This window comes from Acinetobacter sp. YH12219 (assembly GCF_013417875.1).
Lineage (GTDB): Bacteria > Pseudomonadota > Gammaproteobacteria > Pseudomonadales > Moraxellaceae > Acinetobacter > Acinetobacter amyesii.
Genome location: NZ_VPDC01000034.1, coordinates 1 through 15,305, shown reverse-complemented (window position 1 = coordinate 15,305; position 15,305 = coordinate 1). Strand labels below are relative to the sequence as shown.

The following is a 15,305-nucleotide window of genomic DNA, read 5'->3' as shown; positions in this document are numbered from 1 at the left end:
AACCTTCAAAATTCTTGCTGAGCGATATCGCAATCGAGGCAAAAGACTAGCATTAAGATTCAATCTAATTGCTGGAATTTATAACTTGGAGCTGAGTGAAAAATGACTTATGAAAGAAATCTAATAAATTTAATTAACTATACAAAAAAAACCAACTTATCTTAAATATTGATGGTTTAGACAAGCCTCAGCTTTTGAGTGTTTTTGCAACAAAGCAGAACGCTAATAAAAATATTCTAAATAACATTTCACATAAAATTCACTATCAGATACATACTCTTTAATTGAGAGTAAAACGCTGAAATTTATAATTGTAAAAAATTTAGCCGATGCTTTTAAGATAGATTAAGTAAATCGTATCAAATATAAATTTATATAGGTGTATTCTTCAATGGCTATAGAATTTGTTTCAAAATCAAAACTACCTACTGCATTTGGCAATTTTGAAATTATAGCATTTCAAGACCAAAGTACTGGTGAAGAACATATTGCTCTTGCCAAAGGCATGAATACTATTTCTAATCAACCAGTACTTGTTAGAATTCATTCAGAATGCTTAACAGGTGATGCTTTTGCTTCACTGAAATGTGACTGTGGTCCACAATTACATTCAACTATGAAAATGATCAATGATGCAGGTCAAGGTGTGATCTTATACTTACGCCAAGAAGGTCGCGGCATAGGACTAACCAATAAAATTCGAGCTTACGCACTTCAAGATCAAGGACATGATACTCTTGAAGCCAATTTATTATTAAATTTACCAGCAGATGCTCGTAAATATGATATGTGTACCATTATGTTAGATTATTTAAAAATAAAGAATGTAAAACTCATTACAAATAATCCCCTTAAAATTAAATCTTTAACTGATTTAGGAATTAATGTTGTTGAACGTATTCCTTTAAAAGTTGGTTTAAATATCTTTAACAAAGCTTATCTAGAAACAAAGCAAAAACGCATGTCACATCTATATGATAATAGTGATTTTTAAAAGCGATCACTTTTAGAAAAAAATCCACGTATAAAGTTCCATCTCCCTCTCGGGAGAAGACTAAGATAAATACTGTTTTATATTTAATTATGGTTTTAAAGAATACGCAAATACCTATCAAAGGAGCTGGCTTATTCTTTATTTTCTCTCAGGATTTGTGAAAAAACTGTGACTTTTTCTAAAGTTGCGTTCATTCCTTTATTAAAAAAAGTGTCGACGAGCGCTGAACCGATAACAATAAGATCTACTTTATTGGCTAAGGCTTTAACGTGGTTTTCATTTTTGATCCCAAAGCCAATTGCAACAGGAATATTAAAAATAGGTTTGATTTCAGCAATCTTTTTCTCAAGATTAGATAGATTGAAGTCTCCTCCTGTTAAGCCATTTTCTGCAACATGATATAAAAACCCTGTCGCGCGTGCTGAAATTTGCTCCAACCTTTCAACTGGTGTCGTCGGCGCGGTCATTGCAATTAAATGCATATTTTTTTCATTTAACTGCACCTCAAATTTTTCTCGATATCCATATGGAACATCTAAAATCAATATTCCATCTATAAGGTTTTCTGTTTCGGCGATAAGTTTCTCAAAACCATATTGTATAATCGGATTTAAATAAGTCATGAAAATTATTGGTGTCTGGTCATCATGCAGCCTGATTACTTTTACCAACTCAATGGTCTGTTTCACCGTTTGACCTGAACCTAAAGCCCTAAGATGCGCTGCTTGAATGATTTCCCCATCTGCCACTGGATCAGAAAATGGAATGCCAACTTCAATAATGTCAGCCCCAGCTTGACCTAATTGGCTCAACAGACGACAACTTTCTGCGAAATTAGGATCTCCAGCAGTAAAATAACAGACCAGACCACTTCGATTTTCCAGTTTCAATTGCTCTAATTTTTGATCTAGACGGTTCATGCTGTAGCTCCTGCAAGATATTTTTTGACCGTGTTTAAGTCTTTGTCACCTCTGCCGCTTAAATTGACAATAATGATCTGTTCTGGCTGCATTTCTTGAGCAAGTTGAATCGCATACGCAATTGCATGGGAACTCTCAAGCGCAGGAATAATACCCTCCTGTTGGCTTAAAAGCTGAAATGCATTTACAGCTTCTTGATCGGTTATAGCCGTATATCTCACACGTCCTGTTTCAAACAGAATACCATGCTCAGGGCCGACACCAGGATAATCTAAGCCAGCCGATATAGAATGCCCTTCTAAAATCTGCCCGTCTAAATCTTGTAATAAATAGGTTAAATTGCCATGCAGCACACCAACTTGACCTTTGCAAATAGAGGCGGCATGTTCACCACTATTTGTTCCTTTTCCACCTGCCTCAACGCCAAACATTTTGACATTCAGGTCTTCTAGAAAGGGATGCATCAACCCCAATGCATTTGATCCACCACCAACACAAGCAACCAAAGCATCCGGTAATTTATTTTCTTTGAGCAGTATTTGGTTTCTGGCTTCTAAACCAATAATTTTTTGAAATTCTCTGACCATCGTCGGATATGGGTGAGGGCCTGCGCCAGTACCCAACAGGTAATAGGTTGTATTAACATGACTAATCCAGTCACGTAATGCTTCGTTCATCGCATCTTTTAAAGTCCCACGACCTTTTTGAACACTTCTGACTTCAGCACCGAGTAATTTCATACGTTCAACATTCATTTGTTGCCGCTGAATATCTGTTTCTCCCATAAAAATGGTACATTTCATCTTAAACAGCGCGCAAACCGTTGCTGTTGCAACACCATGTTGCCCAGCACCCGTTTCTGCAATGATTCTGGTTTTACCCATAAATTTGGCTAATAAGATTTGCCCTACACAATTATTAATCTTATGCGCACCCGTATGGTTCAAATCTTCTCGCTTGAAATATATTCGAGCGCCGCTTGCATAAGCTGTTAGGTTTTTTGCAAAAAAAAGAGGACTAGGACGACCAACAAAGTCCGTTAAAATCTGCTGATATTCAGCCCAAAATTCAGGTTTGTGCCGAACAGTATTAAAGGCTTGCTCTAATTCTTGAAGTGCTGGCATTAAGCTCTCTGGCATGTAACATCCACCAAATTTACCAAAAAATCCCAAGTCATCAGGACCATTACCTGTATAAGGGGTTGTCATCTCATATCTCTTACTGTATCCATTTTTTTCATCTTAAAATATTTTCATTTTTCTGATAATTGATATATTTTGAGCTGATGATGTTAGAAAATTTTACAACATGAAACGCAGAACATTACCTCCCCTTAATGCTTTAAAAGCATTTGAAGCCGTCGCCAGAAATAAAAGTTTCAGCTTAGCTGCCGAAGAATTATGTGTAACCCATAGTGCGATTAGCCATCAAATAAAGCAGTTAGAAGAATGGTTGGATAAAAAATTGTTTATTCGACATTCCTCGACCCTCTCTCTGACGGCGAATGCCGAAGAATTATCGCTCGTTTGTACGCAGCTTTTTAATCGTTTAGAACAATGCGTCTTTGAGTTAACAAATAAAACTTCAGAAGTAGAAGTTGTCATAGGCGCTTCTCATAGTTTTATGGCAAATTGGCTGATTCCGAGATTAGAAAAGCTCGAAGTCATTTATCCCAATATCCATATCAAATTAATGACATGTAATGACTTAAAATTGTTAGAAAAAGAGAAGGTTGATATATTTATCAATAGCGTCAGTGAGCATCATCTACTTCCCAACTTTTTGAATAAATATCTGTTATTTCCCGATAACATGGGTCCTATTTGTAATCGTGAAATAAATCTTCTTCATTCCGTAAATGATCTTTTAAACTATCCATTACTTCATACCCACTCAAATAAAAGTGCATGGCATACATGGTTTGATCAGTTTCAAATAAGCTTTTCCCCAAAATCTAATGACCGTTATTTTGATCGTCTGAATTTAATGATAGAGGGTGCCGTGTCTGGGTTAGGAATTGCCATAGCACCTCAAATTCTAGTAGAAAAAGAAATGTTAAATGGAAAGATCATTGCCCCTTTTGGTTTTATCTATTGTGACTATAATTTTTATGCAATGGTCAGAAAAAATAACGAAAATCGTGATGTTATGAATATCATTGATTGGTTAATGGCCGAGGAAAAAAGTTAAACATTTAATTTTTGATTTGAAAAATTCTATTCAATTGCTCATCTATAACGTCTATTTCACATTCTGTTCACGCTGTGCTGCCTAAGGTATAAACATACACTTCATACGGACACTGATGATGAGACTTGTAAAAACACTAATTGCTACAGCCTTATCCTTGCCGCTTCTGTTGTTAGCCGGATGTAAAAGTATTCCCAGTTATTCAGCCGATTACGCCCAATCCAGAAACGGTATTCAGGGGATAGCGCTGGATCAGGCTAAAGCTCAGGATATCAGCCTCCGCTTTACCTCAGCCTTTAATACCTTGGGCACACCTGAATTCGTTGAAAATGCTGGAGCACTGTATGCCGACCAGCTGTTTATTAACGATACGCTATCGCAATTTTCATCCCGTCAAAATCTACTCGAGCACTTTCAAGGCATGAACAAACGGGTCATCAAGGTCAGCGTCAAGCTGTTAAACGCTTCTTATCATCAGGACTCTGCCTATGTGCACTGGCATATGGCCTATGATTTTAAATTGTTCGGCACGACCCGCAGTATGGACTCTTACGGTATCAGTGAAATCAAGATCAACGAAAACAACAAGATTATTTTCCAGCAGGATTTCTGGGACCCTGCGAATGGCCTGTACCGTTCCCTGCCTTATGTTGGAGGGGTCTACTCATGGCTACTGCCTTTCAAAAAATAGCGATTAGTACAGCGTTAGTGATGGGATGTAGCTTCTGTCCATGGGCACAGGCACAAAGCCTGAATCAATGCGGCAATGGTCCGCTGATGGTGGGTCAAAAACAGGTCGGTATGGCCAGTTATTTTGCCCAAAACTGTAGCCAGTCCTGGGAAAAACAAAATATACAGATGGACTTTTCCTATACACAGAATATTCCGGAATGGGCATTTAAGCGTGCGGCCACACATTTACTGAAACGTAATGTTAAATTCGCAAAAATACATGCTCTATTCAACCCAATCACCGATTTGTATCGTCCGGTCAGATCAGGCGACCTCTACCGTTTAAAATACAACCATGCTACACAGACCCTGAGCTTATCTTTGAACCAGCAAAGTTTAGGGCAGCTTAAACATCCTCTGGCACAACAATATTTTAATATATGGCTGGGTCCCCAGCCATTTAGTGCTAAATTAAAACAGCAATTATTAAATTAGTGTCTGCCGCTATGTCGAAACATTTTATCCTGATGGTTGAAGACCATTATGAACTGGCCTCTACCCTATGCGAGTTTCTTGAAGAACATGGCTTTGTGGTCGATCACGCCCGCAATCTGAGTGCTGCTAGACAATTACTGAAACAGCAACGCTACCATATCTTGCTACTAGACATTAATTTGCCTGATGGTTCTGGTTATGAATTGTGCGAGTGGTTACGCAATGAAGAGGGGTTGGACTTACCTGTCTTGATGCTTACCGCTCGGGATACCTTGGATGACAAACTTAAAGGCTTCAATTCCGGCACGGATGATTATCTGGTCAAGCCCTTTGACTTTAACGAGCTAGTGGTTCGGGTCAAGGCCCTGATCAAACGTTCCCTGGGTGAAGTATCTAGCAGTCGTCTGCAAATTCATGACCTAATTTTGGACCCAGCAACACAACAGCTAACTCGAGCTGGGCAGAACATTGAATTGCCTCCGATTCAGTTTAAACTTTTGAAGCTACTAATGCGACATTCTCCTAAAGTACTGACCAAACAGGAAATTATGATGCAGCTTTGGGGTGACGAAGAGCCAGAAAGTGATGCTCTGCGCAGTCATATCTATAATTTACGAAAAATGGTCGATAAACCCTTTGAACAAAAGCTGATTCACACCATATCTGGGATTGGTTTAAAGATTGCTTTCGAAGATGAAGCCTAATTTAGGTACACAACAACAATCAGTCCAGTGGTCATTGCTAGATCAACATTCTGATGAGTGTCAAGATAATATTGCCTGTCAAACAGCTCCACACGCCAACCTAGCTGTTTGCATAGCTTTTGCACCAATTGCAATCCAATACCATGCCCTTTGATTTCCAGTTGTAGCTGCTGACCAGACAGTTCCTGAACTTTAGAATTGTTAGGTAAAGGCATGCCGACTCCATTGTCAGCAATCAGTACTTTATTTTTTTCCATAATCACATCAATTTCTGTGCCCTGTGAATAGTTCAGCGCATTGCGCAGAATATTGCCAAACACCATTTTGGTCATGGATGGATAAAGTTTACGCGGCTGTTCATCGAGGTCTTTTTGCAGGTCTATCTGCATGCCTTTGTTATGACTGACACTCTCCAGATCCTGCACAAGATTGTCCAGACATTCTGAAAGCATGGTCGGTTCAGCAGTTAAAGTGTTGGTGGTATTGCGGGCAATTGCCAGCAAGGTATCGACCAGCAGCTGCATGTCTTCAATGGTGTTATGCAGGCGGGTAAAGGACTTGTTGTCGCCATAGCGTGCCTGACACAGCTGCACATTGCCTTTTAAAATGGTCAGTGGCGTGCGCAGCTCATGGCTGACATCTCCGGTAAATTCACGCTCACGCTGAATAAATTCGCTTAATACCTGATGATATTTTTCCAGCGCCTGCTTGAGGTATTCAGCTTCCAGATTAGAGTCGGTGCGGATGTCCTGAAAAGGCGAAGCCTGATTTTTCTGATGTTCCCAGTCGATATATTCCAGCGCATTGGCCAGACGGGTAATCGGGGAAAAATAGCGCCGGGCCCGACGGTTCCACCACCACAGCACACTATATAGCACAAACAGGCTGACCATCAGCGGTGCCAGACCAAACAGCCACACCAGCTTGTTGACGTTGCTTTCGCCAAAGACCAACAGGACATGCTGTCCGTCTTTTTCACCATACACAGTCATGCGCTCCTTGCCATCGACAAAATGCCGATTCACTCCTTGCTCAAGCTGCATGTGTCGAAACTGGAGCGGTGGGACATCGTTCCAGCGGTAACCATACAGGTTTTTGGTGTCGGGCAGTTCAGCAGCCGGATTACGTTCCAGCCGCTGCCAGTAGTGTGACATTTCCTGTTCCAGTGCAGTTCTGAGCAAGGAACCCTTGATTACCCAGGCACTACAGGCAATCCCAATCACCACAGACAAGGCAATGAATCCGATTTGCAGCCAGTAATAGCGGTTAAACACCTCACCCAGAGGATGATCGTGTTTGTCCCTGAACAGCTTTAACATTGGTGCATTCCCCGCTACCCCATCCGATTCGCCATTCAATTATACGGTTTTCTTTTTAAACAGAAAGTGACCGATCACCCACTCGCGTCCATGCTCATAACCGAACAGCTCGGCACAGGCCATAAAGAAAATCCGCCAGCGTTGCCACCAGATTGCGGCATCCGCGCCATAAGTTTGTTCAAATAAGGGCTTTAGCTCGGCCTGTTTAGCATCCATATTTTCTAGCCAAGCATTTGCGGTACGTTCATACTGCGTGCCCGCCCATTGCCAGTGCTGTTCTAGCTGTAAATGCTGCTGAAAATGTAGGAAAGTTGAGGCTGCTGGCATCAAACCACCACTAAAGAAATATTGCGACATCCAGTCAAACTCATTTTTGACTTCAAAAGGATAATGCAAGAAACGATGACAGAAAATATGACACCACAATAAGCCATTTGGTTTGAGCCAAATACTGATATTTTCAAATAGTTTTTGATAGTTACGCACGTGCTCAAACATCTCCACTGACACCACACGATCAAAAGAGGCAGGTTCAAGTTGCAACACATTGACATCACAAGTGATCACCGTCAGGTTATCCAGTTTTTTTAAACGGGCTTGTTCCTGAATATACTCGCGCTGCGTTGAAGAATTTGACACGACTGTAATACGGGCCCTTGGATAACGCTCGGCCATATATAGACTTAAAGAACCCCAACCGCAGCCAATTTCCAAAATATCCTGCCCGTCTTTCAGTTGTGCTCGCTGGCAATAGCATGCAAGAGCAGCTTCTTCGGCTTGGTCTAGCGTTGTATCGGCATGTTCAAAGAGACTCGCGCTATATTTCAAACGCTTACCGAGTACTGCCTGAAAAAATGCGGTCGGCAGTTCATAATGCTGTTCATTGGCTTTGTCTGTCTCAATGGCAATTTCGCTGTTTTTCAGCATGGTCAGCACATCCATATAGCGCTGCGCTGCCAATGCGGGGTTAAACCGACCTTCTTGTGCCAAACGTTTTTTGCTTAAAGTACGAATGCCTGCACGAATCACTGGGTCTGGCACCTTGCCATTTTCGATCAGTTCTAAGGTTTTTTTAATCATAAAGTCCATGTATTTACCTACTCTTTGGGTGGCCACGGAATAAACATTGAAGTTCGTCGTTGATAGTCTTTATAGTTGTCGCCACGGTGGGCGAGCGCCTGTTTTTCACTAAAGGGAATACCTGTAAAGTAGTACAAGAATAGCCACATCAGCAGTGGATATATCCATAATTCATAGCATCCTGCTGCCAAACCGAGCACTGGATAGGCAAACCAATGCAGCCATTCAAAAAAATAATTCGGATGGCGCGAATATTTCCACAAGCCCTGATCCATGGTTTTACCTTGATTCTGTGGATCTAGCTTAAAACGGTAAAGTTGCTGATCGGCAGTGCTTTCACCTATCAAAGCCAAGAGCATGATCATACCCGCCCCAATCACAGTGACCAAAGTCCAGTCATTCCATTGCTCGGTCGAGATACTTAACAACTTCAGCATTGGGTAGGAAAACAGTAGCGCCAAACCTGCCTGAAATATAAAAAACACCAGAAAACCAAGATGCTGATAATCCCCCATCGCTCGGCGCATGTTGGCATAACGCGTGTCTTCTTGGGTTTCATTGGCATAGCGCCGTAACAGATGCCAAGTCAGCCGTGAAAACCAGATCCCACTCGCCAGTCCCAGAAATAACCGAACCAACAGTGGTGCACTGTGAATCGCCCAAGCGGCAATAATCATGTTTAGGGCAATACTGAAACTCCAAGCGACATCGACTAGCCCTGCTCTGCGGTTATAGGTCACCAACACCCAGCTACAGAGCATGATGAAGACATTGAGCAAAAATAAATCTAGCAGCATGTCGCCCTCCTGTTTTATTTCTGCTTAGTAAGCACTGGCTTCAAACAGCAAATGAACATCGCTGATCACACCTTCGCGGAAGCCACCTTCGCAATAACACAGATAAAAATCCCACATGCGGATAAAGCGCTCATCAAAACCAAGTTGCAACACCTGATCACGTTGCTCCAGAAAACGCTGGCGCCAACACTTCAAGGTTTGTGCATAGCTTTGACCAATATCTTCCAGATGTTTGAGACGAAGTTTTTGCTCAGAAGCCGTTTGCGTCATCACACTGATACATGGAATAAAACTACCGGGGAAAATATAACGCTTAATATAATCCACCGTATTTAAAGCTTTAACATAGCGTGCATCTTCAATGGTAATCGCCTGTATCAAGGCTAGACCATTCGGCTTAAGGAGCTCGCGGCATTTTTGGAAATAAGTTGGTAAATATTGCTCACCCACTGCTTCAATCATTTCAATCGACACCAGCTTGTCGTATTTGCCTTCTAGTAAACGGTAGTCCTGAAGCTGTACAGACACCCGATGAGACAGCCCTGCTTCAGCAACTCGGGCTACAGCCTCATCATATTGTGCCTGGGAAATGGTAATGGTGGTCACCTTACAGCCATAATGCTGAGCCGCATAAATGGCAAAGCCTCCCCAGCCGCTGCCAATTTCAACCAAATGGTCCATCGGTTGCAATTGAAGTTTTTGGCAGATCAGTTCTTTTTTATAATCTGAAGCTTGTTCCAAGCTCATACAAGGGTCTTTAAACACCGCACTGGAATACATCATGCTGGAATCTAAGAACAATTTAAAAAAATCATTGCTCAAGTCATAATGCTCAGCAATATTCTGACGACTGCCATCAATCGAATTCTTGCGGGATTTATACCAAGCCTTGAGTACCAGCTGGCTAGCTTTTGCCACCACATTTTGATTCATCCGATCAAGCACATCACGATTACGCGCTAGAATACGAATTACATTGACCAGATCTTCACTGCTCCAGTAACCACGAATAAATCCTTCTGCTGCCCCCAGTACACCATTACGGAACAACAGTTCCATTAGACGGGTATCGTGCACCTGAATCACGGCCTGCAGATCACTGTTTTCGCCAACTGTTCCGCTCCAGATGCCTTTAAAAATCAGCTGACCATGCCGCAATTTCAGCAAATGCCGTAATACCACCGGCAGTTCGGTGTGCTCTCCCATTAACAGTGTTTTCATAGTCATGTCTTTCCTTTTTCTTTTTTAGGATGGCGGTAAAACGGAATTTTCTTTTTCCATAAACGAAAGGCATGCAGATAAATTCCGCTGACCATCCTGAAGGGTTCAAGAACTTTCAGTACAGCATAGCGATGCTGCTGTGAAGGAACTGTGATGGCCTGCAGGGAAAATTTCAGGGTGGCATCGAATTGCAGCACGGCCTGCTCAAACAGCTGCATATGAATCACATTTTGTTGTTCTGAAAAGCTAAAACGCCAACGATAATCTAGCTCCATCGGCATGAACGGCGACACATGAAAGTCCTTTTTAAAATCAAACTGGTGACTTTGGTACGGCGCATGTTGGTCTGCATTGTTTCGGCAGTCGTGAATGTAGACCTGTCTTTCATTCCACGGTGTATTGGTAATTTCACTAAGTACAAATATCAGTTGGTCGGTGGCATCTAAGACTAGATAAAACACTACAGAATTAAAGCGAAAGCCGAGTGTTCGTGGCAAAGCCATTACTCGGATAGATGCGGCATGCGGTAATAGATAGTTTTCCCGCTTGATGAGCAAACGTGAGACCTTCTGCCGAATCGAACCATATTCCATGGTCAGAAAATCCCGCTCATCTAGGGTCAAGAAATTCCAGCGGCTGGAAGACCAGAGCCAGGATTTACCGGTAAAGGTCGCGAGCTGATCCGGATCAAACCATAGATAGGTTAGCTGGGTCTCAAAAGCATGGGCTTTGGGCAAATAACGTCGGTGCCGGATTTCGGCAGAGGCAATCGCCAGTGGATACATCTGCATCATGTGCTCCTAGGCGGCCTGTTCGGCCTGTTTCAATAGCTGATCGACTACCCATGATGCGCTACGCGCCCCATCCTCATGAAAGCCCCAGCCCCAGTAAGCACCACAGTATGAAGTGCGGTTTTGGCCGTTGACCTCGACCCAGCGTTGCTGTGCTTCAATCGCCGGGGCATCAAACACTGGATGACGGTAATGTCGTTCTACCCAGACTTTTTTCGGATTCAGGGCAAAATTAGGATTCAGGGTGGCAAAGACTTGGGTTTTGCAGTTCAGGTTCTGCAACTGGTTCATCCAGTAGCTAAAGCCATAATGTGTGCCACTGTGCTGGAATGGCGTCTGTTCAGTGGCCTGAGTCGGCGTGACGTGTACATGCCAGCTGGCCCACTGGCGACGGGATTTGGGCATGATAGAGGTATCGGAATGTACCACCATGCGGTTATCCTGATAGCGGAACTTGCCTAGCACGTCCAGCTCCTGCGCGGTCGGGTCTTTCAGCAGTTCCAGGCTGTCATCGGCGTGGCTGGCGAAAATCACCCAGTCAAAACGCTCGCTACCTTGTTGGGTTTCAATCAGTACATCATTGGCGCTGCGAGACACCTGATGCACAGCAGTTTTACGGAAGGTGATATTGCACTGGGCTTGAATGGCACGAACGTAGCGAGCTGATCCACCCTTGACCGTCAGCCATAAAGGACGGTCTTTGAGCTGCAACATGCGATGATGCTGGAAAAAGCTCACCACAAATTTATAGGGAATCTGTCCGGCCTGTTCCACCGGACAGGACCACAGCGCTCCACACATCGGATAGAGATGTTCATGACGGAAGGCATCGCTATAACCATGGTGATTTAAATACTCATCAATACTTAGCTGTGCATCGACCTGTTCCACATCCAGATCTTTATTGGCCGCATAGAAACGGAACAGATCCGACAACATCGCGCGAAAATCTGCATTAAAAAAGTTTTGAGGTCGGAACAATAACGAGAATTTTTTTGAAGGATTGTACTGTAAGCCACTGACCTGATTATTCACCGAAAAGCCCATGTCACTGCTTTGCGATTGAATCCCAAGTTCTTTTAGCATGGCGCAGAACAGCGGATAGTTATGCTCGTTAAACACAATAAAGCCACTGTCCACCGCAACCTGTTCACCATCGATATTCAGCTGATGGGTATCGGTATGACCACCAAAGTAGTTCTTCTTTTCAAATACTGTGACTTCATGCGCTTTGCTGAGTTTCCAGGCAGCGTACAGACCGGAAATACCTGAACCAATAATTGCAATTTTCATGGCGATTCCTTTGAATGAATAGTCGGAGTGCCGGTCTTGGCAGCTTTTTTCTGTTTTCGAGCCCGGGCAATTTTACTGACATCATAGACCCGTGGCGGAATCGGCTTGAGTCCCCAGACCAGCCCGAACAAAGACATGAGTTTCAGCAGGTAATAGGTCACATCAATCTGCCACCAGTAAAAACCCTGCCGTGTACTGCCGGCATAATAATGGTGATTGTTGTGCCAGCCTTCGCCCAAGGTAATGATTGACAAGAATAAGTTGTTGCGGCTGTGATCTTCAGTGTCAAAATCCCGGCTGCCATAATGATGCGCCAATGAGTTAATACACAAAGTGGCATGGAGCAGCAACACAGTGGAGACCACAAACCCCCAGACCAGCAATTGCAGGCCGGAGGTACCGAGTTGCGGCCAGGTCATAGCCAGCCACTCCCCTAGCGCATAAATACCGCCCGCGGTCAGCACCACCACAATTAAACTGAAACGGTCCAGCCAGATCAGTTCCGGATATTTCAGCCAATCTCTAATGACTTCTTTACGCGTGGCAAAGTTATATTCGTTTAAAAACCAGCCAACGTGGCTGTACCAAAAACCATGCGTGGAGGAATGCGGGTCTTGCAAGGTATCGGTATAGCGATGGTGATAACGGTGGTGCGCCGCCCACCAGAGCGGGCCACGCTGCGCACTCATGGTACCCATCAACACAAACAGGAACTGTACTAAACGCGAAGTCTGAAAAGTTTTATGTGACAGATAACGATGAAAAAAAGCGGTGATGGAAAACATGCGGATGAGGTAGAACGCCAGCATAAAGCCCAGCGCAAACCATGACACTCCCACCCAGAACACGGCGAGACAGGCTAGATGTAATAGAATAAAGGGTAAAATCCTCAGCCACTGAATCTTGCTGTTTTCAGCCGTCAGTGTTTCGGGCGCTGTGGGTGTAGACCAGCTGTCTATCCATCGCATCAGACTTTTCAACATGGACTCATCCTATTTTCAAGCGATTGTCTTTATTCTATTTGATGAGTGTAATCAGTCAGATATGAATTTTATGTGAAATGAAATAAAAAAAGCCGAACTGTGTAGAGAGAGTGGTCAGTTCGGCAAAAGGTTAACAGATTAATGCGACAATTTGATCAGTTTTGTGATGTCATAACCATAATATTTTGCTGTCTCCAGATAAGACTTATAGATGGCTTCATCCAGTTGCGGTTCACGCGATAAAATCCACAGGTATTTGGTACTCGGTCCACCGACCAGTGCCACTTTATATTCCGGATCCACGCGTAATACCCAGTAATGCCCTTTGGTAAACGGAATCCATCTTAAACCTGGCGGCAAAAAGCTGACCTTTAGTTTGCTGTTGCCCTGATTTTGCGGATAGGCCACCCCTTCAGAGCTGATCATTTCACCATTTTCAATCCGGCAGCTATTTAATACGCCCATAGTCTGATCGGCATTGACAATGTAGTGTGCCGAGATATTCGATACGCATTTACGCTGAAAATACATCGGTAAATGCGCAATTTCATACCATTTACCAGCATACTTCTGGATATCAACCTGATTGACTGCCCGAGGGGTAACCGTTTCAGCTTGAGCTGTAAAGCTTAAGCAGATGATGGCTAACGCTGTAACTGCAAAAACTGACTTTAATAGCATCTTCATTTTTAAGCCTTATTTGATTTCCAAGATTAAGATAACCCAAGTCGATGTGAACAAAATGTGAAGATTAAATGCAGGACGAATGTAGGCAAAATTTCAATCTTACAGCCTGAGAAAATGGGGAAAATCATTTCTTCTTGGATCCCCTTTTAAAGCGGTAAATTGGTTTTTTAGATTCAATGTAGCAATATTGTCGATAGTATTATTTAAAAAAGCCAACTAGATCAACATATTAATTCCTGAACCAATCATCTTTTATAAGGCAATTAAATATACATATAAAAAAACTTGATTAATTTTATTTTTAAGGTATAGTTAACTCAACTAGAAAAAAGTCTTGTTTCATTAAATCTCTCTTAAGTATCGTCGTTTTATTCATAATTCTTCGTTTTTTTCAGATTTTAAGTTTCATTCTTTATTATTTTCAAAGTTATATGCAGTCAATAAAATGACTAAAAATTATTAAAAAATCAGTAGGATTTATTATGTCAAACTCAAATGTTGTTAAAGGTACCGTTAAGTGGTTCAATGAAACTAAAGGTTTTGGTTTTATTCAACAAGAATCAGGTCCAGATGTTTTTGCGCACTTTAGTGAAATTGCTAACTCAGGTTTTAAAACATTATTCGAAGGCCAACAGGTTGAATTTAGTATTGCTCAAGGTCAAAAAGGACCGAATGCGGTCAATATTGTTGCTATATAAGCACTAAAATACGAGTTTAAAAAGCACTACTCAGTGCTTTTTTAATTTTAAAGAAAAAGTTGTTTTCCATATTGGAAAAAATCATAAAAACAGGATATAAATTGTTAAAAGTTAATGAATTAATAGCAAAATCTAAAAATGGTACTGAAATTATCGTTTCTTTAATTCCCTTAAATAAAATGCAGAATACACGTCAAGGTTTTAAAGAAATTGAAGTGGGAAAAAGAGTTCTGCTGGAATCTGGAATTGAGGTAGATTTAAATTTAGATGGTCGTACATTTTATACGTCTTTAAATCAATTATTTAAGCTAAATCAAAAAGTTATTTAAAAAATAATAGATTTCTTTCATAAGTCATTTTTCACTCAGCTCCAAGTTATAAATTCCAGCAATTAGATTGAATCTTAATGCTAGTCTTTTGCCTCGATTGCGATATCGCTCAGCAAGAATTTTGAAGGTTTT

Annotated in this window: 17 protein-coding genes and 2 pseudogenes; 8 read left to right on the top strand and 11 right to left on the bottom strand. The window is 42.0% G+C overall.

The features are described 5' to 3' along the window. Both FTV04_RS15675 and ribA read left to right on the top strand, forming a co-directional pair. Positions 1 to 106, top strand: a pseudogene (locus tag FTV04_RS15675) (IS5/IS1182 family transposase); the annotation flags it as partial. Between the two features lie 285 nt (positions 107 to 391). Further along, positions 392 to 994, top strand: coding sequence for a GTP cyclohydrolase II (gene ribA, locus FTV04_RS15670; RefSeq protein ID WP_120403216.1), 603 nt, complete (start codon positions 392 to 394; stop codon positions 992 to 994). 131 nt (positions 995 to 1,125) lie between these two features. Here the strand turns inward: ribA and trpA are convergent, their stop codons facing one another. Next, on the bottom strand, positions 1,126 to 1,914 hold the full coding sequence (gene trpA / locus FTV04_RS15665; protein ID WP_180090308.1) for a tryptophan synthase subunit alpha: 789 nt from the start codon (positions 1,912 to 1,914) through the stop codon (positions 1,126 to 1,128). Next, the gene (gene trpB, locus FTV04_RS15660; RefSeq protein WP_120403218.1) at positions 1,911 to 3,122 is read right to left on the bottom strand and encodes a tryptophan synthase subunit beta; all 1,212 of its coding nucleotides are present in this window, start codon (positions 3,120 to 3,122) and stop codon (positions 1,911 to 1,913) included. The genes trpA and trpB overlap by 4 nt, the downstream gene beginning before the upstream one ends. 100 nt (positions 3,123 to 3,222) lie before the next feature. Between trpB and FTV04_RS15655 the strand changes: the two genes are divergently transcribed. The 4 genes from FTV04_RS15655 (at position 3,223) to FTV04_RS15640 (ending at position 5,975) form a co-directional block, all read left to right on the top strand. Beyond that, entirely contained in the window at positions 3,223 to 4,104 is an 882-nt protein-coding gene (locus FTV04_RS15655) for a LysR family transcriptional regulator (protein ID WP_180090306.1), read from the top strand. 118 nt (positions 4,105 to 4,222) lie between these two features. Next, entirely contained in the window at positions 4,223 to 4,795 is a 573-nt protein-coding gene (locus FTV04_RS15650) for a nuclear transport factor 2 family protein (RefSeq protein ID WP_180090310.1), read from the top strand. Then, positions 4,771 to 5,271: a chalcone isomerase family protein gene (locus tag FTV04_RS15645; RefSeq protein WP_120403221.1), complete on the top strand. Its 501-nt coding sequence runs from the start codon at positions 4,771 to 4,773 to the stop codon at positions 5,269 to 5,271. The genes FTV04_RS15650 and FTV04_RS15645 overlap by 25 nt, the downstream gene beginning before the upstream one ends. A gap of 11 nt (positions 5,272 to 5,282) precedes the next feature. Further along, positions 5,283 to 5,975 carry a response regulator transcription factor gene (locus tag FTV04_RS15640; protein WP_005177281.1) on the top strand — a complete coding sequence of 231 codons (693 nt, stop codon included), beginning with the start codon at positions 5,283 to 5,285 and terminating at the stop codon, positions 5,973 to 5,975. Here FTV04_RS15640 and FTV04_RS15635 read toward each other — a convergent pair. The 8 genes from FTV04_RS15635 to FTV04_RS15600 form a co-directional block, all read right to left on the bottom strand. After that, positions 5,972 to 7,294, bottom strand: coding sequence for a HAMP domain-containing sensor histidine kinase (locus tag FTV04_RS15635; RefSeq protein WP_120403222.1), 1,323 nt, complete (start codon positions 7,292 to 7,294; stop codon positions 5,972 to 5,974). The genes FTV04_RS15640 and FTV04_RS15635 overlap by 4 nt on opposite strands. A 39-nt stretch (positions 7,295 to 7,333) precedes the next feature. Next, positions 7,334 to 8,383, bottom strand: coding sequence for a cyclopropane-fatty-acyl-phospholipid synthase family protein (locus FTV04_RS15630; RefSeq protein ID WP_087549556.1), 1,050 nt, complete (start codon positions 8,381 to 8,383; stop codon positions 7,334 to 7,336). Positions 8,384 to 8,391: 8 nt separating this feature from the next. Further along, the gene (locus FTV04_RS15625; protein WP_087549557.1) at positions 8,392 to 9,171 is read right to left on the bottom strand and encodes a DUF1295 domain-containing protein; all 780 of its coding nucleotides are present in this window, start codon (positions 9,169 to 9,171) and stop codon (positions 8,392 to 8,394) included. Between the two features lie 24 nt (positions 9,172 to 9,195). Further along, complete coding sequence (locus FTV04_RS15620; RefSeq protein ID WP_087549558.1) at positions 9,196 to 10,398, bottom strand: cyclopropane-fatty-acyl-phospholipid synthase family protein; 1,203 nt, start codon at positions 10,396 to 10,398, stop codon at positions 9,196 to 9,198. Beyond that, the gene (locus tag FTV04_RS15615; RefSeq protein WP_087549659.1) at positions 10,395 to 11,183 is read right to left on the bottom strand and encodes a DUF1365 domain-containing protein; all 789 of its coding nucleotides are present in this window, start codon (positions 11,181 to 11,183) and stop codon (positions 10,395 to 10,397) included. The genes FTV04_RS15620 and FTV04_RS15615 overlap by 4 nt, the downstream gene beginning before the upstream one ends. Before the next feature lie 9 nt (positions 11,184 to 11,192). Then, positions 11,193 to 12,476: an NAD(P)/FAD-dependent oxidoreductase gene (locus FTV04_RS15610; protein WP_168417009.1), complete on the bottom strand. Its 1,284-nt coding sequence runs from the start codon at positions 12,474 to 12,476 to the stop codon at positions 11,193 to 11,195. Then, positions 12,473 to 13,459, bottom strand: coding sequence for an acyl-CoA desaturase (locus FTV04_RS15605; RefSeq protein ID WP_180090304.1), 987 nt, complete (start codon positions 13,457 to 13,459; stop codon positions 12,473 to 12,475). Before FTV04_RS15605 ends, FTV04_RS15610 begins: the two co-directional genes overlap by 4 nt. A gap of 138 nt (positions 13,460 to 13,597) precedes the next feature. Next, entirely contained in the window at positions 13,598 to 14,146 is a 549-nt protein-coding gene (locus tag FTV04_RS15600) for a lipocalin family protein (protein WP_120403228.1), read from the bottom strand. Positions 14,147 to 14,628: 482 nt separating this feature from the next. Here FTV04_RS15600 and FTV04_RS15595 point away from each other — a divergent pair, with 482 nt between their 5' ends. Together FTV04_RS15595 and FTV04_RS15590 are read left to right on the top strand one after the other, a co-directional pair. Next, complete coding sequence (locus FTV04_RS15595; RefSeq protein ID WP_004799092.1) at positions 14,629 to 14,844, top strand: cold-shock protein; 216 nt, start codon at positions 14,629 to 14,631, stop codon at positions 14,842 to 14,844. A gap of 101 nt (positions 14,845 to 14,945) precedes the next feature. Then, the gene (locus tag FTV04_RS15590) at positions 14,946 to 15,173 is read left to right on the top strand and encodes a hypothetical protein (protein ID WP_004761266.1); all 228 of its coding nucleotides are present in this window, start codon (positions 14,946 to 14,948) and stop codon (positions 15,171 to 15,173) included. A gap of 24 nt (positions 15,174 to 15,197) precedes the next feature. Here FTV04_RS15590 and FTV04_RS15585 read toward each other — a convergent pair. After that, positions 15,198 to 15,305 (bottom strand): annotated as a pseudogene (locus FTV04_RS15585) (IS5/IS1182 family transposase); the annotation flags it as partial.